The 20849-nt window shown below is 43.9% G+C and carries 21 protein-coding genes; 5 read left to right on the plus strand and 16 right to left on the minus strand.

Annotation, left to right across the window (positions count from 1 at the left end):
- Positions 1-198 precede the first annotated feature (198 nt).
- Together parC and parE are read right to left on the minus strand one after the other, a co-directional pair.
- Entirely contained in the window at positions 199-2625 is a 2427-nt protein-coding gene (gene parC, locus CSV64_RS02375) for a DNA topoisomerase IV subunit A (protein WP_099633456.1), read from the minus strand.
- Positions 2622-4637: a DNA topoisomerase IV subunit B gene (parE, locus tag CSV64_RS02380; RefSeq protein WP_233190392.1), complete on the minus strand. Its 2016-nt coding sequence runs from the start codon at positions 4635-4637 to the stop codon at positions 2622-2624. Before parE ends, parC begins: the two co-directional genes overlap by 4 nt.
- A gap of 231 nt (positions 4638-4868) precedes the next feature.
- Here parE and plsY point away from each other — a divergent pair, with 231 nt between their 5' ends.
- Positions 4869-5471 carry a glycerol-3-phosphate 1-O-acyltransferase PlsY gene (gene plsY / locus CSV64_RS02385; protein WP_099633458.1) on the plus strand — a complete coding sequence of 201 codons (603 nt, stop codon included), beginning with the start codon at positions 4869-4871 and terminating at the stop codon, positions 5469-5471.
- Positions 5472-5500: 29 nt separating this feature from the next.
- Entirely contained in the window at positions 5501-5794 is a 294-nt protein-coding gene (locus CSV64_RS02390) for a HesB/YadR/YfhF family protein (RefSeq protein ID WP_099633459.1), read from the plus strand.
- A 27-nt stretch (positions 5795-5821) separates the two neighbouring features.
- Here CSV64_RS02390 and CSV64_RS02395 read toward each other — a convergent pair whose 3' ends face one another.
- The 3 genes from CSV64_RS02395 to acnA all read right to left on the minus strand — a co-directional run bounded on the left by CSV64_RS02395 (position 5822) and on the right by acnA (position 9607).
- Positions 5822-6139 carry a hypothetical protein gene (locus tag CSV64_RS02395; protein ID WP_099633460.1) on the minus strand — a complete coding sequence of 106 codons (318 nt, stop codon included), beginning with the start codon at positions 6137-6139 and terminating at the stop codon, positions 5822-5824.
- Positions 6139-6564, minus strand: a complete 426-nt coding sequence (locus CSV64_RS02400) for an acyl-CoA thioesterase (protein WP_099633461.1) — start codon at positions 6562-6564, stop codon at positions 6139-6141. Before CSV64_RS02400 ends, CSV64_RS02395 begins: the two co-directional genes overlap by 1 nt.
- A gap of 328 nt (positions 6565-6892) precedes the next feature.
- Positions 6893-9607 (minus strand): aconitate hydratase AcnA, encoded by a 2715-nt coding sequence (gene acnA, locus CSV64_RS02405; RefSeq protein WP_099633462.1) that lies wholly within the window; start codon positions 9605-9607, stop codon positions 6893-6895.
- A 376-nt stretch (positions 9608-9983) separates the two neighbouring features.
- On the opposite strand from acnA, the gene CSV64_RS02410 reads away from it, so the two are divergent.
- Both CSV64_RS02410 and CSV64_RS02415 read left to right on the plus strand, forming a co-directional pair.
- A complete protein-coding gene (locus tag CSV64_RS02410) occupies positions 9984-10532 on the plus strand; it encodes a cysteine hydrolase family protein (protein WP_099633463.1) in 549 nt (182 codons plus the stop codon).
- A 132-nt stretch (positions 10533-10664) separates the two neighbouring features.
- Positions 10665-10919 carry a GlsB/YeaQ/YmgE family stress response membrane protein gene (locus CSV64_RS02415; protein ID WP_029053795.1) on the plus strand — a complete coding sequence of 85 codons (255 nt, stop codon included), beginning with the start codon at positions 10665-10667 and terminating at the stop codon, positions 10917-10919.
- Between the two features lie 328 nt (positions 10920-11247).
- Here CSV64_RS02415 and CSV64_RS02420 read toward each other — a convergent pair whose 3' ends face one another.
- The 5 genes from CSV64_RS02420 to CSV64_RS02440 all read right to left on the minus strand — a co-directional run bounded on the left by CSV64_RS02420 (position 11248) and on the right by CSV64_RS02440 (position 13330).
- Positions 11248-11931, minus strand: coding sequence for a lytic transglycosylase domain-containing protein (locus tag CSV64_RS02420; RefSeq protein WP_099633464.1), 684 nt, complete (start codon positions 11929-11931; stop codon positions 11248-11250).
- Between the two features lie 20 nt (positions 11932-11951).
- Positions 11952-12542: an SCO family protein gene (locus tag CSV64_RS02425; protein WP_099633465.1), complete on the minus strand. Its 591-nt coding sequence runs from the start codon at positions 12540-12542 to the stop codon at positions 11952-11954.
- Between the two features lie 120 nt (positions 12543-12662).
- The gene (locus CSV64_RS02430; RefSeq protein WP_081657891.1) at positions 12663-12791 is read right to left on the minus strand and encodes a YvrJ family protein; all 129 of its coding nucleotides are present in this window, start codon (positions 12789-12791) and stop codon (positions 12663-12665) included.
- A 75-nt stretch (positions 12792-12866) separates the two neighbouring features.
- Complete coding sequence (locus tag CSV64_RS02435) at positions 12867-13085, minus strand: DUF2922 domain-containing protein (protein WP_099633466.1); 219 nt, start codon at positions 13083-13085, stop codon at positions 12867-12869.
- A gap of 23 nt (positions 13086-13108) precedes the next feature.
- Entirely contained in the window at positions 13109-13330 is a 222-nt protein-coding gene (locus CSV64_RS02440) for a DUF1659 domain-containing protein (protein WP_099633467.1), read from the minus strand.
- A 133-nt stretch (positions 13331-13463) separates the two neighbouring features.
- Between CSV64_RS02440 and CSV64_RS02445 the strand changes: the two genes are divergently transcribed.
- Positions 13464-13874, plus strand: coding sequence for a DUF2621 domain-containing protein (locus tag CSV64_RS02445; RefSeq protein WP_085133516.1), 411 nt, complete (start codon positions 13464-13466; stop codon positions 13872-13874).
- A gap of 312 nt (positions 13875-14186) precedes the next feature.
- Here the strand turns inward: CSV64_RS02445 and CSV64_RS02450 are convergent, their stop codons facing one another.
- The 6 genes from CSV64_RS02450 to CSV64_RS02475 form a co-directional block, all read right to left on the minus strand.
- Complete coding sequence (locus tag CSV64_RS02450) at positions 14187-14699, minus strand: CcdC family protein (RefSeq protein WP_099633468.1); 513 nt, start codon at positions 14697-14699, stop codon at positions 14187-14189.
- Complete coding sequence (locus CSV64_RS02455) at positions 14692-15021, minus strand: thioredoxin family protein (protein ID WP_099633469.1); 330 nt, start codon at positions 15019-15021, stop codon at positions 14692-14694. The genes CSV64_RS02450 and CSV64_RS02455 overlap by 8 nt, the downstream gene beginning before the upstream one ends.
- 31 nt (positions 15022-15052) lie before the next feature.
- On the minus strand, positions 15053-15763 hold the full coding sequence (locus CSV64_RS02460) for a cytochrome c biogenesis CcdA family protein (protein ID WP_099633470.1): 711 nt from the start codon (positions 15761-15763) through the stop codon (positions 15053-15055).
- Between the two features lie 131 nt (positions 15764-15894).
- Positions 15895-17667: an ABC transporter ATP-binding protein gene (locus tag CSV64_RS02465; RefSeq protein WP_099633471.1), complete on the minus strand. Its 1773-nt coding sequence runs from the start codon at positions 17665-17667 to the stop codon at positions 15895-15897.
- The gene (locus CSV64_RS02470) at positions 17660-19420 is read right to left on the minus strand and encodes an ABC transporter ATP-binding protein (protein WP_099633472.1); all 1761 of its coding nucleotides are present in this window, start codon (positions 19418-19420) and stop codon (positions 17660-17662) included. Before CSV64_RS02470 ends, CSV64_RS02465 begins: the two co-directional genes overlap by 8 nt.
- 173 nt (positions 19421-19593) lie before the next feature.
- Positions 19594-20844, minus strand: a complete 1251-nt coding sequence (locus CSV64_RS02475) for a Y-family DNA polymerase (protein ID WP_099633473.1) — start codon at positions 20842-20844, stop codon at positions 19594-19596.
- Between the last annotated feature and the right edge of the window lie 5 nt (positions 20845-20849).

A 20849-nucleotide genomic window follows, 5' to 3' on the forward strand; every position in this document is an offset into this window, starting at 1 on the left:
GCGTTTTTTGTTTTCACTTTTTTCTGACTAGAATAGATACACCCGACTTCTATGCAAGATCACCACGACTTGCAAGATAGATCACCGCTTTTTTTCCTATACGGTGGTGGAAGTTGTGCATGGTAATCGTAAAACACAAAAAAGAGCTGCCCAGCCAGTCATATATAACGACCGGTGGGACAGCTCATGCATGCACACTTATTTACGTTCTTTTTTCACTGTAGAAACTTGGACAACTTTGCCTTCCTTCGCCTCATCTACAACGGCACTTCCCGTTGTCTGACGCGTCGTGTTCTTCAACGACATCGGATCGATCTCTACCTTGTGATTGCGTGTCGTCAGCAAGACCATTTCTTCATCGTCTTTCACTGTCTTCATCGCAATGACGCGATGTGGATTAGATTTCAATTCCTTCACCACTGTCACGCCTCTAAGCGCTCTAGAACTTACTTCGAACTCAGAAATATTCATGCGCTTCACCGATCCGCGCTGTGTTGCAACAAAGATATTTCTCGTTTTCGATGTAATCACTTCAAACGCCACTAGCTCGTCTTCAGCTTTCAAATTGATTCCTTTGACGCCGCCTGTACGGATACCCGTAATCGCGAGTTCGGACAGTGCAAATCGTAAGGAATAGGCTTGTTTACTAATCAATAATACGTCTTCTTCACCCGTTATAACCCGTGCACCAACTAGTCGATCGTCTTTTTTGACGTTCATTGCTTTAAATGAACGGTTATACCGTTGCACTTGGAAGTCGGTCAGTTTCGATATTTTTACATTCCCATTGGATGAAGCAGTTAAAATGCTACTGTTTTCATCGAATTTCTCAAGTGCGATCACGTCTACTAGCTCTTCGCCTGGCTCGAGTCCGCAAATGCTGGATAAATGCTGCCCTAAATCACGCCAGCGTATCTCTGGCAACTCGTGGACCGGTTGGTAGATGTAATTACCGAGGGAGGTGAACAACAGCAAGTGATGCTGTGTATTCATGGCAGATTCGATTAGATTATAATCGTATTCCTTCATTTCTTGGCCTTTTCCACCCGACGCGGAGTAAGAACGCATGCTTGTACGTTTGACATAGCCGCCTTTTGTGACGGATACCATGACTTCTTCGCTAGGAATTAAAATATCCAGATCTACTTTCAGTTCTTCTATTTTCTCTTCAATTACAGAACGACGTGGTTCCGCGAATTGCTTGCGAATCTCTTTGATTTCCTTTACCAAAACAGATATCAATTTAGCTTCGCTTGCAAGGATCGCTTCTAGCTCTGTGATCAGGCTACGTAGTTCTTGTTCCTCACGTTTTAATTCCGTAATATCCGTATTCGTCAATCGATAAAGTTGCAATGAAACAATGGCTTCTGCTTGAACTTCCGTAAATTCATACGCATTGACCAAGTTCAACTTCGCATCTTTTTTATCTTTTGACGCGCGAATGGTCTTAATGACTTCATCGAGAATCGATAAAGCTTTCATTAAGCCGTCTACGATATGTAATCGTTCTTTAGCTTTACGGATATCGAAGTTGGAACGTCGTGTAATGACATCTTTTTGATGATCAATATACGCGTCAAGAAGCATTGGAAGAGACATCAACATCGGACGTCTACCTGCTATAGCAATCATATTGAAGTTGTACGTGATCTGTAGATCGGTATGCTTCAATAAATATTGCATGATCGCTGTGCCGTCCATTTCTTTCTTCAACTCGACTACGATACGCATGCCTGTACGGTCGGATTCGTCACGAATTTCCGCAATACCATCCAATCGACGGTCATGGCGCAGTTCATCCATCTTCTTGACCAAATTGGCTTTATTGACGTCATACGGGATTTCCGTAATGACAATTTGAGATTTACCGGCTTTTAACTGCTCGATTTCCCATAATGCGCGGATTATGAAACGCCCTTTTCCTGTCTTATAGGCTGTGCGGATTCCGTCTGTTCCTTGGATAATCGCGCCTGTCGGGAAGTCTGGTCCCGGAATAACCGTCATCAGCTCATCTACGCTGACATCCGGCTTCTTTAAGCGCATCAACACCGCATCGATGACTTCATGCAGTGCGTGTGGCGGAATATCGGTCGCATAACCGGCAGAAATACCAGTCGTTCCGTTCACTAGCAAATTCGGAAAACGTCCCGGTAAAACAGTTGGTTCTAGTTCCGTATCATCAAAGTTAAAAGCAAAATCGACTGTTTCTTTACGAATATCGCGCAACATTTCACTCGCAATAGCAGAAAGTCGAGCTTCGGTATAACGCATGGCAGCCGCAGAGTCTCCGTCGACCGAACCGTTATTCCCTTGCATATCTACCATTTCATGACGCAACTTCCATGACTGACTCATCCGGACCATCGCGTCATAAACGGATGTATCACCGTGTGGGTGATAGTTACCGATTACGTTACCGACCGTTTTTGCGGATTTACGGAACGCTTTTTCATGTGTATTGCCCTCATGGAACATCGCGTACAAAATACGACGTTGCACCGGCTTTAATCCGTCCCGTGCATCTGGAATCGCACGGTCCTGGATAATGTATTTACTATAACGCCCAAAACGGTCACCAATTACTTCTTCCAAGGGCAGATCTTGAAACGTTTCTGACTGTGTCATTCCGTATCCCCCTCAACATGTATATATGCATTGTCTAAAATATTATGTTCTTCAATCAAGCCGAAATCGACGTTCTCTTCAATCCATTTACGACGTGGTTCGACTTTATCACCCATCAACGTGGTCACGCGACGCTCGGATTTCGCTCCATCTTCAATCGTTACACGAATCAACGTCCGTGTCGATGGATCCATCGTCGTTTCCCATAATTGATCGGCGTTCATCTCACCAAGACCTTTATAGCGTTGAAGCATATAGCCTTTTCCGACTTTTTCGATAGCACCTTCAAGATCATCATCTGTCCACGCATAGGCAAGCTTTTCACTTTTACCTGTGCCTTTAAACACTTTGAATAAAGGCGGCAGTGCGATATACACTTTACCCGCTTCAATTAACGGCTTCATATAACGATAGAAGAACGTCAATAGTAACACTTGAATGTGTGCGCCATCGGTATCGGCATCGGTCATAATGATAACTTTGTCGTACGCAGCATCTTCAATTTGGAAATCCGCACCGACTCCACCACCGACTGCATGGATGATTGTGTTGATTTCTTCGTTTTTCATGATGTCTTCAAGTTTCGCTTTTTCTGTATTGATGACTTTACCACGCAGCGGCAAAATCGCTTGGAACGTACGATCGCGACCTTGTTTTGCTGAACCGCCAGCTGAGTCACCTTCCACGAGATATAATTCATTTTTGGCTGCGTTACGTGATTGCGCCGGGGATAATTTCCCGGATAACAATGTATCGGATTTCTTGCGTTTCTTGCCTGAACGCGCATCTTCACGTGCTTTTCGTGCAGCTTCACGTGCTTGGTGCGCACGGATCGCTTTACGGACAAGATTTGCGCTCAGTTCCGCATTTTCTTCAAGGAAATACAGCATTTTTTGCGATATGACGGCATCTGTCACCGTTCGTGCTTCGCTCGTACCGAGTTTCCCTTTCGTTTGACCTTCAAATTGCAAGATTTCTTCCGGTATACGAACCGAAACAATCGCCGCAATCCCCTCGCGAATATCGGAGCCATCGAGATTCTTATCTTTTTCCTTCAATAAGCCTGCTTTACGTGCGTATTCATTCACCACACGAGTCATTGCAGCTTTCGCACCGGTTTCATGCGTTCCGCCGTCTTTCGTGCGGACGTTGTTAACGAATGAAAGAATGGTTTCGGCATAGCCATCGCTGAACTGGAACGCAAACTCGACTTCAATGCCGTCGACTTCACCTTCAAGGTACGCTACGTCATGCAACACTTCTTTTTCTTCATTCAAATAGGCAACAAACGCTTCAATACCCGATTCGTAATGGAAGATATCTTGTTTATCCGTACTTTCTTCTTTTAGCGTAATCTTTAAACCTTTCAATAGAAAAGCGGACTCACGCAATCTTTCTGCCAGTGTGTCATATTGATATTTAATCGTAGAGAAGATCGTCGTATCCGGTTTGAAATGAATCGTCGTGCCGGTTTCTTTCGTTTTACCGATTTCTTCAAGCGTGGTAGCCGGTTTGCCACCATGTTCAAAGCGCTGGAGAAATTTCTTTCCTTCACGATAGATGGTCACTTCTAGCCACTCGGATAACGCATTGACAACAGATGCCCCTACGCCGTGCAAGCCACCACTCGTTTTATAGCCGCCTTGTCCGAACTTTCCGCCTGCGTGCAAGACTGTCATAATGACTTCAGCAGTCGGTTTCCCTGACTCATGCTTCCCTGTCGGCATACCGCGTCCATAGTCTCGTACGCTGATGCTGCCGTCTTTATGGATCGTGACATCAATTTCATTACCGAAGCCGGCTAGCGCCTCATCCACCGAGTTATCCACTATTTCGTAGACTAAGTGGTGTAGACCTCTCGTATCGGTCGAACCGATATACATTCCTGGTCTTTTTCGTACCGCTTCTAAGCCTTCTAAAATTTGAATGGAACTATCATCATACGTATTTTGTATTTTCTGTTTCGTCAAAATGAAACCCCCGTCAAACAAATGTTCTGTTATTTTAATCATACATCTTCTGATAAACCTTGTCAAATCAACGTTTTGTTTCAGCTCAACCTATTGTATAGAAGAAATGTACGGAATGCAACGAGCAAACCATGACAACGCTCCGAACGATTTATACGGAATTTCGTTTTTTCGTCTGTTCTTCATCTTCCCCTAGAAATCTATTATTGTCCAGAACTTATGCATCTGCTACACTAATAATAAAATAGTTTATCATGCATAAAGGGGTTCACTATGGAAAATTACGTTATCATTCTGGCAGCTTATTTGCTCGGCTCTATCCCTTCCGCACTCTGGATCGGCAAGCTTTTTTATGGAACGGATGTTAGACAGCATGGCAGTGGAAACATGGGTGCGACGAATACATTTCGAGTACTCGGAAAGAAAGCTGGCATTGTCGTCACACTGCTAGACATCTTCAAAGGAACAGCAGCTGTTCTTTTACCGCTATTGCCGTTCTTTCATGATACAGCGATTCATCCGTTAATTCTTGGAGTCGTCGCAGTACTCGGACACATTTTCCCTATTTTTGCAGGTCTTAGAGGTGGAAAAGCCGTTGCGACTTCTGGCGGTGTATTACTTGGCTATAATTGGCCCATTTTTTTATTGGTCGTCATTACGTTTTTAATTGCGTTAAAACTAACGAAGATGGTATCGTTAACATCCATCATCGTGTCTGTCATGGGACCACTATACTGTCTCATTTATTACTTTATGGGTGGCGACCTGTATTTATTTTTAGTCGTCGCACTGATGGGCTTCTTCATTTTTTATCGCCATCGTGACAATATTAGCCGAATTAAAAATGGAACCGAACCGAAAGTGAAATGGCTTTAGGGTTCTCCACTGGAAAGGATGTATACAGCATGAATATTCACCTATCCGAACAAGCAATTCAATGGTTTGAAGAAGAGATGGAAGTCGCTACAGGCGATTATGTTAAGTTTTTCGCGCGTTATGGCGGATCCAGTCCGCTACATGAAGGCTTTTCCATAGGTATTACGAAAGAAGAACCAGACGAGCTGGCAGTAGAAAACATCGTAAACGGCGTGCATTATTACGTGGAAGAACGAGATCTTTGGTTCTTTGATGGACATGACCTGCATATTGATGCGGATTCGTCAACAGAAGAATTATCCTTTGACTATCAAGTGGCATAATGACAAATAAAATGGTAAGCAAAACTCCTATAAAGAGTTCTGCTTACCATTTTTTAATCGCGTTAATTGATGTAATTGCCCTTCTTTTGTCAAAATATCTACTTGACGTTCCCCGAGTAAATCAAAATGTGGATATTCTTCGCGCGCGTGGATCCATTCCGGTTGCAAACCGTACTGACTTCCCCACTTTATCAGCTTTTTTACATCACTGCATCCTGCTTTTGTGACGGTATTTACTGTTGGAAACCGGTCATCTAGCCAATAATGTGTCAAAAACGCAATTTCCTCACGCTGCACCGCATTTTTCCACTCTTTTAATTGTTGTCGATTGATTCCGAATGCCATCAGCCTTCGCCTCGCTGAATTTCTGTGTATTTGGCGTCCCACTCTGGATGGATTTTACGCAATGATACAGGGCGGAAGTTCTCTTTTTTGACTACTACGTGCTCGGAAACAGCGGTTGCGGCAATCGATCCATCCGCATGCAGGATTTCATAGCCGTAGACGGTACGTAGCTTTCCGTGCGACTCTACCCATGTTTTGACGGTAATGGTCTCACCATATGTAATCGACGTCTTATACTTCACTGACAGCTCTGTTACAGGCGATAGGTAGCCGTCGCGCTCGAGCTGTGCATATTCGTATCCGAGGTCTTTGATCAGCGTAGTGCGGCCGATTTCCATCCAAACTAAGTAGTTCGCATGGTAGACGACGCCCATCTGATCGGTTTCTGCGTATCGTACTTCTATTTCTTTTTCACTGGTTAACATGTGATCACCTCATGCTCTAGTATAGCGAATGGGAAAGTGGATTGCTTGTGATAGACATTCTGATGGTTTCGCGGACTAGGATTGAGCGCTTAATAGTTGCCTTAGAGCACTTAAGACGACGTTATGAGCGGTTATAGCTTGAGTATGAGCGGATACGGGCTGTGATAGAGCGCTTCGCGGTGACCATAGAGCGGATACGCATGAACTATGAGCGCTTACACGAATTGAATGAGCGTCCACGCGATGGTTTTGATTATTTCCCTGCTACTCCGCTTGTAAAATGCAAAAAAGGTGCCCGGCTAAGCCGGGCACCCTCATCAATTTCTTATTACTTAGCTGCTAATTTATTACGTAGAACCATTTGAAGGATTCCGCCGTGACGGTAGTAGTCCACTTCAACTTCAGAGTCGAAACGAGCTAGTACTTCAAATTCAGTTTCCTTGCCGTCTGGAGCTTTCGCTGTAACTTTAAGGATTGAACGTGGTTTTACGCCTTCAGCGATATTTACACTGATTTCTTCTTCACCAGTTAAGCCTAGAGACTCAACGTTTTCACCATTGATGAATTGAAGTGGAAGTACACCCATCATCACTAGGTTCGAACGGTGAATACGCTCGAAGCTTTCTACGATAACTGTTTTAATGCCAAGCAAGTTTGTACCTTTTGCTGCCCAGTCACGTGAAGAGCCCATTCCGTAGTCTTTACCACCAAGGATAGCTAGACCTGTACCGTCTTCTTGATACTTCATTGCAGCATCATAGATCGGCATAACTTCTTTGTTTGGCCAGTACGTAGTGAATCCACCTTCAGTGCCAGCTGCGATTTGGTTACGAATACGAATGTTCGCAAACGTTCCGCGCATCATGACTTCGTGGTTACCACGACGTGAACCGTAAGAGTTGAAGTTACGTGGCTCTACGCCATTTTCACGCAAGTAGAGTCCAGCAGGTGTGTTCAAACCGATAGCTCCAGCAGGTGAAATATGGTCAGTCGTGATAGAATCACCGAACTTACCGATTACACGCAAGCCTTTAAGCTGCTCGATATCCGCAGGTTCTTTCGAAAGGTTTTCGAAGAACGGTGGGTTTTGAATATATGTTGAAGATTCATCGAAATCGTATAGTGAATCGTCAGTCGTTTCAATTGCGTTCCATGCTTCGTTTTCAGTGAATACGCGAGCATATTCTTTACGGAACAATTCAGGTGTAACTGTAGCGTTCAATACATCGTTGACTTCTTGTGTAGTAGGCCAGATGTCTTTGAAGAATACGTCTTTACCGTCTTTGTCCGTTCCGATTGGATCTTTTGCGAAGTCAATGTTCACTGTTCCAGCTAGTGCGTATGCTACAACTAGTGGAGGTGAAGCCAAGTAGTTCGCTTTCACGAATGGGTGTACGCGGCCTTCAAAGTTACGGTTACCTGAAAGGACAGATGTAACTAGAAGATCTTCGTCAGCAATTGTTTTTTCGATTTCTGGAAGCAATGGACCTGAGTTACCGATACATGTAGTACAACCGTAACCTACTGTGTTGAATCCGATTGTATCCAAGTAATCAGATAGACCTGATTCGTTCAAGTAGCCAGTAACGACTTTTGAACCTGGTGCCAATGATGTTTTCACGTATGCAGGAGGTGTAAGTCCTTTTTCAACAGCCTTCTTCGCAACCAATCCAGCCGCCAACATTACGTAAGGGTTAGATGTGTTTGTACAAGAAGTGATAGCTGCGATTGCAACGTCACCAGTTTTAAGATCAACTTTACGTCCGTCTTCGAACTTGATTGTGCCTTTTTTCTCAAGCTCTTTTGGAGTTAATCCAAAACCTTGTGTTCCTTCTGGAGCTACAACTGAGTCTTTGAAAGACTGTTGCATTTCAGTCAATGGAATCAAGTCTTGTGGACGTTTTGGACCTGAAAGGTTTGCAGCGATGTCGCTAAGGTTGATTTCTACAACTTTAGTGAATGTCGGCTCTTCCTTTTCAGGAGTGAAGAACATATCGTTTTCGATCAAGTATTGCTTCACTACTGCAATGTGTTCTTCGTCGCGGCCTGTTAAGCGCATATAGTTAAGTGACTCTTCGTCAACCGGGAAGAATCCACAAGTAGCACCATATTCAGGCGCCATGTTTGCGATTGTCGCACGGTCAGCAAGTGGCAATTTAGAAACGCCAGGGCCGAAGAACTCAACAAATTTACCTACAACACCTTGTGCACGAAGGATTTGAGTTACTTTAAGCGCTAAGTCAGTTGCAGTTGTTCCGTCTGGAAGATCTCCAACTAATTTCACACCAATAACTTCTGGAATTGGGAAGTATGAAGGTTGTCCAAGCATTCCTGCTTCGGCTTCGATACCACCAACACCCCATCCAAGTACGCCGATACCGTTGATCATAGTCGTGTGGGAGTCCGTTCCAACTAATGTATCTGGGTATGTTTCGAATGATCCATCTTCGTTTTCCACAGCGTGAACAACGTTTGCTAGATATTCAAGGTTTACTTGGTGAACGATACCCGTTGCTGGTGGTACTGCACGGTAGTTATCGTATGCTTTTTGTGCCCAGCTTAGGAACTGGTAACGCTCAGCATTACGTTCGAATTCTAGTTCCATGTTCAGTTGTAGAGCTTGTTGAGTACCATAGCTATCTACTTGTACTGAGTGGTCAATTACTAGATCCACTGGAATTTCAGGGTTAATTTCGTTTGGATCTCCACCTAGTTCATTCATTGCAGAACGCAATGAAGCCAAGTCCACTACAACAGGAACTCCTGTGAAGTCTTGTAGGATTACACGTGAAGGTTTGAATGGAACTTCAGCGTCTGCGTTTTGTACAGTGCCCCATTTAGCCAAATCTTCAACATGGTCGTCCTTGATTACGTATCCGTCGTGTTGACGAAGTACTGATTCTAGTAATACTCTTACAGAATAAGGAAGTTTCGATACTTTTGTTAGTCCTGCTTCTTCTAAAGCTTTCAAACGGTAGTAGTTATACGTCTTGTCGTTTACTGTGAAAGACTGACGGCTATTATGCAAGTTGCTTTTTGCCATTTTTTTGTTTCCTCCCTTTATGTACTGAAAGACGAAAAGTTTACATCTTTCCTCTACTCCATCTTAGTATACCAAAGAACAATAGTAAAATACATATACATTATAGGTGTACATAAGAAAAGCTTATGACTAAACGAAATATCATTAAGAATTCTCAATTAGTCGTTTGCATTCTCAAATAGCACGACTTTTACTCGTAAAAATGCCGTTTATGTCATTTACTGTATATCTTTTTCGAAAAAATAATTATTTATTATTTTAAATATTTTATGTTTTATTATGATTTTATGCAGATTAATGAGTTCAAAGATGTCTTTACATATGTTTAGACACTAGGCCGCCACTATGAGAAAATAAAGAAAAGGAGATGTTCTATATGAAGAAAGCGTTACTCATTGTAGATTACACAGTAGATTTTGTTGCTAAAGACGGCGCATTGACTTGCGGCGAACCAGGTATCGCGCTTGAGAAGTATATTGTCGATCAGACAGCAGATTATTTGAAACAACAACTGCCAGTATTCGTTATCAATGATCTGCATGAAAAAAATGATCCGTATCATCCTGAAAGCAAACTATTCCCACCTCATAATATTCGAGGTACGGAAGGTAGAAATCTTTATGGGACATTGCATGATCTTTATACTGAGCAGAAGCAAGAAATTATTTGGATGGATAAAACACGCTACAGTGCGTTCGCTGGAACAGACCTCGATATCCAATTGCGTGCACGCGGCATTACGGAAATCCATCTTATGGGTGTATGTACGGATATTTGCATTTTACATACTGCAGTTGACGCGTACAACCTCGGTTACACGATTGTCGTCCACGAAGGCGGCGTCGCAAGCTTCAACGCTGCAGGCCATGACTGGGCTCTCTCCCACTTCCAAAACACCTTGGGCGCGACTGTACTAGCCAAATAAGCAATCCGAAAGTTCAGCAGGTATTTTCTCCTGTCTGAACTTTTTTAACGAAAAATGTTTGAGGTATTAAAAAGATGGCAATACCAATACTAAGCGAGAGCTACATAACATATTGAAAAGGAGATGAGCAACATGAGCTTTTTATGGTTCTTAATTATCGGAGGTATCATTGGTTGGCTAGCTGGACTTATTTTAGGTAAAGATATTCCCGGCGGTATTATTGGTAACATCATTGCAGGTATTGTAGGTGCATGGATTGGTGGTGCACTATTAGGAGAATGGGGTCCACAGATCTCTAGTTTCTATTTCGTACCAGCGTTAATCGGTGCGATCGTACTTGTATTCATTGTGAGCTTGATTATGAAGAGTATGCGTAAAGCTTCATAAAATTAAACATCAAAACGTGAAGATGCCCATTCGAGGCGCTTCACGTTTTTTATTTTGTGAATAAAATTAGGCATAACGAGAAAACGTTGCGAATTGGCTCATTGAATTGTTTAGGCGCTCATAGTTCATGCGAATCCGCTCTACGGTCGCTGCGAAGCGCTCTATACTAGTTGGCAACTGCTCTATCATGGACCGTAACCGCTCATACTTTACGTTAAGCGCTCTTTCCCGACCTGCAACCGCTCAATCACCCGCTTTTTGAACGTCACCTTCAAACGTATAGAAACTAAAAAAACGTAGAGCCACCAAATTCGGTGGACTCTACGTTTTATTTTTTCACTTGTTTTTCTGAGGCGATGCGTTGTTCTTCGAATTCATTATAGTACCACAATACATCCTCTACATACTGATCGCTGTGATTATAAGTGAAAACAGCTTTCTGTATATCCCCATCCGCTGCACCACTATCCGACAGATAGTGCGCCGCGCTGAAGATGGCGTCTTCTATATCAAATGGATCCGCTATTCCGTCACCATTTGCATCGACACCGTAGCCGCCATATTGCTCGATGACAGCCGGATCGATCTTATCGCGTTCAGGAATTTCTCCCTTGCCTAACTCCTTACAACCAGGATAATCCCAGCCGACGAAAGTACATGGCATGAACTGCATCGGTCCTTCTGCTCCAACAGGCGAGACGTCGGTTTTCATTGTAGAGAACCTAGTCTCAATGCGGTGATGCGCTGCAAGCAACGTCCAAGGAATATTATATTCTTTTGCTGCTTCGATATAGATTGGAATAAATTCCTGTGGGACGGCTTCTCCAGTTTTACGGTCTTGAATATGAAATAACGCCGTAGCCGTTTCTGCAATCGTGTCGTGTTTTCCGAAATTCACCCAAAGAATGGCGGAAATCGTAAAGAGTGTGACAGCAACAGGTACTAATAAAACCAAAAAAGCGACCATAACGCGTCCCGATCGACTGAGTCTCTTTTTCTTTAATTTCTTCATTGCCTCACCCCTTCTGTTGATTACTTGCCTTCTTTGATGAGTGCTTTCATGTCTTTTACGATTGTATCATATTGCACGTCTTCGTTCCCACCATATAATTTTACTACTTCGTTGTTTTGATTTACCAAGCCGAATGAAACACCATGGATGACTTGATCATCGTTAGGAATTTGTTTCACTAATTGTTTAAACGATGAAGCGGCTATTTTTTCAATCGTCTTCATATCGTATCCTGTCAGCATCTGCCATTTACTTTCATCCGGCGCGCTGAATAGGTCAAGGTATTTTGCCAATTCTTCCGGTGTATCTACATCCGGGTCTACACTGAACGACACAATATTATAATCCTCGATTTTATTGTCAATTAATTCTTCCTGCAACGTAACCATATTGCTCATCATCGGCGGACAAACTGTTGTACATTTCGTGAATACGAACTGTGCCAGCCAGACAGAGCCTTTTAGATCTTCATCGGTTACAGTTTCATTGTTTTGGTTGGTAAATTCAAATGAATCCACTTTATATTTATGGTCCGGTTTAAAACCACCACCACACGCACTCAACAACAGCACAAATATAAGTGTCAACGGTACCAAAAGCTTTTTATACATTTTTCGATTCCTCCACCTTTTAATAGTCACTTTATCATAACGAAAGTTCACAACGCATACAAGGTGAAGGCGTCCCGCATTTTGGCTAAATCTTGTCGGATTCATGAAGTTCCTATGAAGTCACCTGTTTTTGATGTCCGAGAGAACGCCATGAATCGCTTCTAACTTCACTTCCAAACGATGTAGTAGATAAAACGATACGAAAATCGGGAATCCAACATCTTGTATAAGCTGTAGCCAGTCCTCCATTGTTCACTCCCCCTCTCTCGTTTTCATTGAATAAAAAAGCCGGCTTCCAGTACAGGACTGAAAACCGGCCGCAACTTATCGACTGACGATGTTTTGTGTATCACGTGCAACGATTCGTGCACTTTTGATCGTAGCGAGTGGAGATTCTTCGATGAGGAAGATATTGCTTGCGATCACTCGCTGCATCACGGTTTCGACTTGCCCTTCCGTAAGGTCTTCATGCGGTTCATCTACCGTTAATTTCACCGGCTTATTCGCTGCGGTTAAAAATGTTAGTTCCAATACTTTTGCCATATGCGCTCTCCTCCTGTACGGTTTTAGTTATGAAGATCTTCTGTTACGACTTTCTCGAGCTGGATTAATGGGTAGCTTGATAATGAAGCGAGTTGTGTCAAAGCAGTGTACATATTTGCCGGTGTTGCGTCATCATTGATGAATTTGTACGTTTTAATCTTACGAATGAAGTGACCTTTTTCGTTAACGCCTGCATTAAAGTGGATCTTCGCCGTAGCCTGACTGAATTCTAGTGCTGCTGCCATGTGTATCACCTCCTTTCATCCGCTATATAGACAGAAATCTCGAAAAGGATACTTTGTTAGTGAAATATTTCTCAATTGCTTTTATAATGAAGGATAGAATGGAAGAGGTGAAAAAACCGTGCCAGACCTATTTATGTGGTTTATTATATTTTGGGGTATTGTGATGATCGGCTTATTCGCTATCGGTGGATTCTTTATGTTCCGGAAGTTCCTGAAGGTATTGCCGAAAGAAGACGGAAAATCGACGCTGGATTGGGAAGAGCATTACGTCAATGAGTCATTGCATTTATGGAATGATGAGGCGAAGAGTATGCTCAACGAACTCGTTACGCCTGTGCCGGAGTTGTTCCGCGATGTGGCAAAGCAGAAGATCGGTGCCAAGATCGGTGAGATTGCGTTAGAAGACCGTGCCAAAACTATTGAATTTGATCATATTATCAAGGGCTATATTCTTGCTACACCGAAGCGCGACCATAACTTCTTGCGCAAGAAGCTGAAGCAGATGGAAATTGATATTCAGCCGTATGAGCATTTATTTACGTGAGTACGTAAAAACAGGACGTCCCTATTGATGGGGCGTCCTGTTTTTTTGGGTTTTGAGTAATTAGTTCAAGTTCATAAGTTCAGTGAGTTAGGGGGTACGTCATGGGATGGGAGCTCCAGCTGGCGGACGCTTTTCCGTGGGCGTGGCTTGAGCCGCTTCCATCCTACGTTAATAGTGTTAGCACTTAGATCGCTCACTGAAGTCAGTGTGTGAATTATTGTTGTGTTTTAACTTATTTAAATCCCTATCCCCCTGCCTTCCCCCTTCATTCCATACATAAAAAAAGAAGCCGTCACAAGGACGACTTCTTTCCTACATACTCTTCTCAAGCTTCTTATACTTCATCAACATACCGATTCGCCACGGCAAGATCATCGAGAACGCGAGGATGAAGAACATGCCGCCGAGCTCTCCGACGTCGATAGTGTTACTGAGGACGATTTTGCCGACCATGCGAATGATTAGCAAGCCGAGCAAGATGACCAGAAACGCCTTCGACTTCTTCATATAAATCCTGTCGTTCTTAATCTCGAACGTTGTCGTATAAATTAAAAACGCAGAAAATATGATCCCCACGAGACTCGCCTCGAGTACTTGCGTCCACGGTACACGGAACTCGTCGAATAAGAACATCAACATCCCCGTCGACATGAACAATGGCGGTAAGATGATCTTTTTCGCCAGAATCGGCTTATTCGACGCCTTCGCTCGCATCGTGTAGACGATTGTCGTCATCACGACGAAAGTTACCGTCGAACCGATGATTAAGTAAATGGAAGGAATACTTGTGAAGACATAATCTATCAGTTCTTGTATCTTATGCATCTGCGTTCCCCCACTGCACCAACTCATCTAGGCGTTTCTTCAGATCATTCATTGGAACAATCCGTGCGAAACGCGTCAACTCTTTCTGTTCGTTAAATAATAAGACAACCGGCGCTGTAAAGAGGGACAATTGTCCAGCCATTTCCGGAACTTCCGCTGCGTTCACGCGGTAGAAATCAAACGGATAATCGCCTTCGAGTGCCGCCACTTGCGGATATAGTCCTTCGCAAACGGAGCAGTTATTCGTCTTCACGAACAACAGAAACTGCGGCGTCTCATTCAATACATGCTGCCACTCGTCAAAAGAAGTAATTTCTTTCATCATACACCTCTTTTCTGCTCACCAGCTTACATTAAAAGCCTTGGAAATCGCCAAAAATCGGGCTAAGCCAACTTGTGAAATAGACCATTCCGTTAAAGAATAGTATTATACCGAACACGATCATCAAGTAGCCGCCTACTTTCGTAATCTTCATACTGTGTTTGCGGATCCAGCCAATTCTTGTAATGAAGAATGACAAGAAGAAGAATGGAATCGCGAAACCAAGTACATAAAGCATCATATACAACATACTAGATGCTGGGTTCGTCGCGGCGAGATAAATGATGGCACCGATGATCGGTCCCATACATGGCTGCCATCCAGCGGAAAACGCTAGACCAATCAGCGCCGTACCAAAGTAACCCGCGGGACGATTTTTAAATTGCAGCTTTTTCTCTTGCATTAGAAATTCTGGTTTAAATAATCCAATCGTCATCAGTCCGAAGATGATGATGAAAATGGCACCTAGCTGACGAATCAAATCTTGATATTGCAAGAAGATGGATCCGATAAAGGATGTACTGAATCCTAAAATAATGAATACAATCGAGAATCCAAGTAAGAAGAACAGCGTGTGCAACATGCCAGCACGGTTCATTCCTTTTTTCTTATCTCCAAGTTCATCCAGTGACATGCCGGTGATATACGATATAAAGGCCGGGTATAGTGGCAGTACGCATGGAGAAATAAAACTCAGGAAACCTGCTCCAAACGCAAAGAAAATATTAACATCCGTCCCCAATAAAATTCCTCCTTTAACAGTAGGACAAGTAGAATGCCGGCAAGCGCCAACATTCCCACTCTATCGTACCAAACAAGAGGCTAGATTACGCTTCATTTGATTGTGAAATCTTTTTGACAATCACATAAACTTTACCCTTGCGTACCGTTCTGCAATTCATACATCGTGTAGTACAAGCCCTTTTGCGCAAGCAATTCTGCGTGTGTCCCACGTTCAACGATTTCGCCGTGGTGGAGCACGAGAATTAATTCGGCATCCGCGATTGTACTTAGACGGTGTGCGATCGCAATCGTCGTACGGCCTTCGCGCATCTTCTCTAAACTTTTCTGGATTGCAACTTCCGTTTCCGTATCAATATTCGCTGTCGCTTCGTCGAGCACAAGAACTTTCGGGTTCATCGCAATCGTCCGTGCGAACGCGATTAATTGACGCTGACCGCTTGATAATGTCGACCCACGTTCCGTCACTTTTTGTTCATAACCGTTCGGCAACTCTTCAATAAAGTGATTGGCTTGGACGAACTCTGCGGCTTCTCGCACATCTTCATCTGTCAACTCTTCGTTATGCAGACGGATATTGCTTGCGATATCACCGTAAAACATGAACGGATCTTGCAAGACGAGTCCTACTTTCTTGCGCAGTTCTTCTATTGGATAGTCCTTTAGCGATACTCCATCAATGAAGATGTCACCGCGCTCGTATTCATAGAAACGCATGAATAGATTGATAATCGAACTCTTCCCACTTCCTGTATGACCGACAAGTGCAACCGTTTCGCCTGCATTCGCGGTAAAGGAAATGTCTTTTAGTACATCATTTTTGCCGTCGTAACTGAACGTCACATTACGGAATTCGATCGTACCTTCTTGTATCTCTTGTGTAGACGCTGCTTTTTGTTCCGGTTCAATTTCCGGATTATCGATCAGCGCGAATACTCGTGATGCAGATACGATTGCTTGTTGGAACATCGACAAGCGTTGCATCACTTGATTGATCGGCTGGAATAGACGTCTCAGTAACGTAGTAAACGCATAGATAATCCCGACATCAACGACTGATGTAAGAGATGCCGTTCCGAAATAACTAAGTACCGCCACGATGGATAAGGCATACATTAAATCGATGAATGGCCCAAGCATCAAGCTGTCAAAACGAATATTTCGCAGTCCGACGCGGTAATGTCCTTCATTGACTTCAATGAACTCGTCAGACAAGCGTTTCTCCTGGCGAAAGGCTTGAATCATGCCCATACCGGATAAGGACTCGGAGATTTTCGCATTCAACTGACTGAGCCGTTCTCGGATATCTTGATAGAAGTCTGCACTGTAATAGCGGTAGACCGATACAAGAATGAGGAATAGCGGCAACAGGATCAGCGTATAGAGCGCGAGTTTTCCGTCTAGCGTAAAGAGCGCAATGTAGACGCCGACAATTCCGAAGATCGCCTGCATGAACGTAACCGCCACACTGACGAACATTTCCTTGATTGATTCGGTATCATTCGTTACACGTGAAACGATTCCGCCAGCTGGTGTCTGATCGAAGTACCGCAGTCCAAGCTTCTGAACTTTCGAGAACGCATCGATACGGATTTGCTGGATGATCGCGAGTGCGAGCTCTTGGAATCGCAATGTTTGGAAATACGACCCGACAATATTGACGAGTTGTAGTCCGATGTAGATCAGTGCAATAATCCATACTTCTTTCGCTGGGAAGTTTAGAGGTACGACATAGTCATCGAGGAATCGTTGGATCACTAGAGGTCCAAGAATCGTCGATGTTACCGTCAACAGCAATAATAGAGTCGCAATCAGTGCACTTTTCTTCATCGGCAAGACGTATTTCGCTAGCCTCATGAATGTTTTGAACTGATCCCTGGCGGACATCTTCTGTTTGTTATTCATCTGCGCCGCCTCCTTGCTCTACGATCGACTCTAGCTGTTGCAGATCGTACATTTCTTTATATATTCCGTTTTGTGCGATTAAACTTTCATGGTCGCCAATTTCAACGACTTCACCTTCATCAAGAACGATAATCTGATGAGCGTGCTGGATCGCACTTAAGCGGTGCGACGTAATGATAGTCGTCTTACCCGTTCTTTCTTCTTTCAATGAACGAAGAATCGCTTCTTCTGTCCGAGCATCGACGGCGGATAATGAATCATCCAGCAATAAAAGCTCAGGATCCATAAGCAACGCACGTGCAATCGACACACGCTGACGCTGACCACCGGATAATGATACGCCACGTTCTCCAACCATCGTCTCGTAGCCTTCTTCAAATGTCAGAATGTCCTCGTGAATATGCGCGGATTTCGCAGCCGCCACAATTTTCTCTGGATCAATCTTCGGGTTCGTAAAGGCAATATTTTCACCGAGTGTCGTCGAGAACAAGAAATGGTCTTGTGGCACATAGCCGATTGCTTGGCGTAAACATTCTTTCTTATACCGCGTGATCGGAATGCCACCATACGTAATCGTTCCTGTATACCCTTCGAATTCTCGCATTAATAACTTGAGAATTGCGGTTTTCCCTGAACCGGTCTTGCCGATGACGCCAAGTGTCTCACCTTGCTTGATCGTAAAGTGTAAATTACGCAACGATGCCCGCTGATCGTCTGGGAACTTGAACGTATCGATATCGAAGACAATATCTCCTTGCGGTAATTGACTCACCGCATTTGGACGATCTTGAATGCCTTGCTCAACCGAAAGTAAATCTTGAATTCGGCTGTACGACGCATTTCCTCGTTCCACAATATTGAATAGGAAACCAATTGCCAACATCGGCCATGTTAACAGTCCTAAATAGGAAGTAAACGCGACCAAATCCCCGATCGACAACTCACCTGATAAAATGAAGCGTGTACCGAAATAAAAGGATAGGACATATGAGATCGCAAATATCCCTGCAATCGTCGGATCGAACAACGCATCCACTTTCGCTACGCGCATATTCTCCTTAACGACTTGTTCCGAACGTTTCGTGAACGATTCGACATCTTCTTTTTGCTGGCCAAACGTCTTCAGCACTTTAATACCTGAAATACTCTCTTGCGCTTTGTCGTTCAAATCGGAGAATGCTTCCTGCGCTACACGGAATCGATTACGTAATAACCGTCCATAATAACTCGTCAGGATAATCATCACCGGAATTGGCACAAGAGCGATCAGCGTTAATTTCCAACTAATCGAAAACGCCATCATCAAGATGACGAAACCACCTGTCGAAATCGAATCGAAAAGTGTCAGAATTCCTGATCCCGCCGTTTGTTGCACCGCATTGATATCATTCGTTGCATGTGCCATTAAATCTCCAACACGTCGTCGCTGATAAAATGATGGCGACATGCGCGTGAAATGCGTAAACAGACGCTCTCTCATGACACGTGCAAGGTATACTGATGAGCCAAAGATCATCACGCGCCAAATATAGCGCAAGACATACATCAAGACTCCCGCCACTACTAGAATAAGCATCCAGCGTGTTAGCATCTCCGCGGTCAATTCATCTTTCGCGACCGCATCGACAATAAAACCGATAATTTTCGGCGGTGCCAGTTGCAGTAACGCGACAATCATCAGGGCCGTGATCCCTATGCTGTATTGTTTTTTTCTTTCAGAAAAAAACCAGCGTAAATCCAGTAACACTTTCACTGGCTTTCCTCCTTTATTCTGCATCACTTCTCTTGCAGTGTTTTTTATAGTGCTTGCTATTTGAGTTTAGCAAAACTTCTAGCATATCGAAAGTTACGGAACTGGGATATTTCAGTATTTGAAATAAATCCTCTCTATACTAGCGAGATCATACGACTTGATTCGACTTAATTTTATTTATAATGGCCACCGATTAATTGATTCCTTCTATACGCCGTACCGCCTGGCGTAACGGAAACCGCGCGAAGAATCGCAGCGGATCCATACTTCACACGAATTTCATCCATTACCTGACCAATTTTCTGTTGCTTCCAGTTCATTGGTTCAAATAAACTAAGTTGAAAGCTGTCATGTTCTTCGAGATTCGACAAGTTGACGGAAATATGGCGCACGGGACGCCCGTCATGGAACGTTTCAAACAGCTCCAGGCAAACGCGATAAATCGCCATCGTTTCATTCGTCGCTTCCGGCAACGTTTTCTGACGATTGAAACCGCCACCTAGCGCGTGCTTTGAATAACCGAACGATAACGTAATCGTGCGCCCTTTCTTTTTGGCAAGCCGCGCGCGCATCGCTGTATCCTCACACATCTCAAGCAACACGGCCAACACTTCGTCAGTCGTCGTATAATCGCGCAACAACGTCTGACCTTTGCCGTAACTCACTTGCCCCTCGATCAATACCGAGCCGAGGTCGGAATAATCGATACCGTGCGCATGATAATACAGTTGATTGCCCATCACACCGAACTTCTTCTCCAAATTTTCAAGTGGCGTGTGCGCGAGATCACCGACCGAATAAATGCCCATATCTTCAAGCGTTCGTTCCACTCGCTTGCCAATCCCCCACATTTTATGAAGCGGGGCAACAGGCCATAACTTCGCCGGCACATCCTCATACGTCCAGTGCGCGATTCCCGTTTTCTTCGCTTCAAGATCTAGCGCAAGCTTCGATAGCAACATATTCGGCCCAACTCCACACGCCGAACGCAACTCGAATTGCCGGTACAACTCATCCTGAATGCGGAAAATCAACGTCTCAAGAGGACCCCACAGTTTTTCGGTACCCGTAAAATCGACAAAGCTTTCATCGATACTGTACACATGAATCGCTTCTTTTGGCACATAGCGGTTCAACAACTTCGTCAATTCCATCGACACATCGATGTAAAACTGCATTTTCGGTTCAATTAAACGAATGCTTGGATCGTCCGGAATCTCATACAGACGCATGCCTGTCGTCACACCAAATCGTTTTTTTAGTGGCGGCGAAGCAGCTAGTACGACTCCGCCTTTTCTTTCGATATTGCCGACAATCGCAATCGGCACTTCCATTACATCGAGTCCTTCCATTGCTGCGGCGCAACTCGCGTAGAAGCTGCGCATATCAAGACAGGCAATTTTTCTATTCGGTAATGGTTTCATATGGC

The sequence above is a fragment of the Sporosarcina sp. P32b genome, assembly GCF_002743335.1.
Classification (GTDB): Bacteria; Bacillota; Bacilli; order Bacillales_A; family Planococcaceae; genus Sporosarcina.

What these genes read in the sequence shown, in the direction of transcription:
- parC (WP_099633456.1), bottom strand. Translation starts at nt 2,625, where the DNA reads ATGACACAGTCAGAAACGTTTCAAGATCTGCCCTTGGAAGAAGTAATT.
- parE (WP_233190392.1), bottom strand. Translation starts at nt 4,637, where the DNA reads ATGATTAAAATAACAGAACATTTGTTTGACGGGGGTTTCATTTTGACG.
- plsY (WP_099633458.1), top strand. Translation starts at nt 4,869, where the DNA reads ATGGAAAATTACGTTATCATTCTGGCAGCTTATTTGCTCGGCTCTATC.
- CSV64_RS02390 (WP_099633459.1), top strand. Translation starts at nt 5,501, where the DNA reads ATGAATATTCACCTATCCGAACAAGCAATTCAATGGTTTGAAGAAGAG.
- CSV64_RS02395 (WP_099633460.1), bottom strand. Translation starts at nt 6,139, where the DNA reads ATGGCATTCGGAATCAATCGACAACAATTAAAAGAGTGGAAAAATGCG.
- CSV64_RS02400 (WP_099633461.1), bottom strand. Translation starts at nt 6,564, where the DNA reads ATGTTAACCAGTGAAAAAGAAATAGAAGTACGATACGCAGAAACCGAT.
- acnA (WP_099633462.1), bottom strand. Translation starts at nt 9,607, where the DNA reads ATGGCAAAAAGCAACTTGCATAATAGCCGTCAGTCTTTCACAGTAAAC.
- CSV64_RS02410 (WP_099633463.1), top strand. Translation starts at nt 9,984, where the DNA reads ATGAAGAAAGCGTTACTCATTGTAGATTACACAGTAGATTTTGTTGCT.
- CSV64_RS02415 (WP_029053795.1), top strand. Translation starts at nt 10,665, where the DNA reads ATGAGCTTTTTATGGTTCTTAATTATCGGAGGTATCATTGGTTGGCTA.
- CSV64_RS02420 (WP_099633464.1), bottom strand. Translation starts at nt 11,931, where the DNA reads ATGAAGAAATTAAAGAAAAAGAGACTCAGTCGATCGGGACGCGTTATG.
- CSV64_RS02425 (WP_099633465.1), bottom strand. Translation starts at nt 12,542, where the DNA reads ATGTATAAAAAGCTTTTGGTACCGTTGACACTTATATTTGTGCTGTTG.
- CSV64_RS02430 (WP_081657891.1), bottom strand. Translation starts at nt 12,791, where the DNA reads ATGGAGGACTGGCTACAGCTTATACAAGATGTTGGATTCCCGATTTTC.
- CSV64_RS02435 (WP_099633466.1), bottom strand. Translation starts at nt 13,085, where the DNA reads ATGGCAAAAGTATTGGAACTAACATTTTTAACCGCAGCGAATAAGCCG.
- CSV64_RS02440 (WP_099633467.1), bottom strand. Translation starts at nt 13,330, where the DNA reads ATGGCAGCAGCACTAGAATTCAGTCAGGCTACGGCGAAGATCCACTTT.
- CSV64_RS02445 (WP_085133516.1), top strand. Translation starts at nt 13,464, where the DNA reads ATGTGGTTTATTATATTTTGGGGTATTGTGATGATCGGCTTATTCGCT.
- CSV64_RS02450 (WP_099633468.1), bottom strand. Translation starts at nt 14,699, where the DNA reads ATGCATAAGATACAAGAACTGATAGATTATGTCTTCACAAGTATTCCT.
- CSV64_RS02455 (WP_099633469.1), bottom strand. Translation starts at nt 15,021, where the DNA reads ATGAAAGAAATTACTTCTTTTGACGAGTGGCAGCATGTATTGAATGAG.
- CSV64_RS02465 (WP_099633471.1), bottom strand. Translation starts at nt 17,667, where the DNA reads ATGAATAACAAACAGAAGATGTCCGCCAGGGATCAGTTCAAAACATTC.
- CSV64_RS02475 (WP_099633473.1), bottom strand. Translation starts at nt 20,844, where the DNA reads ATGAAACCATTACCGAATAGAAAAATTGCCTGTCTTGATATGCGCAGC.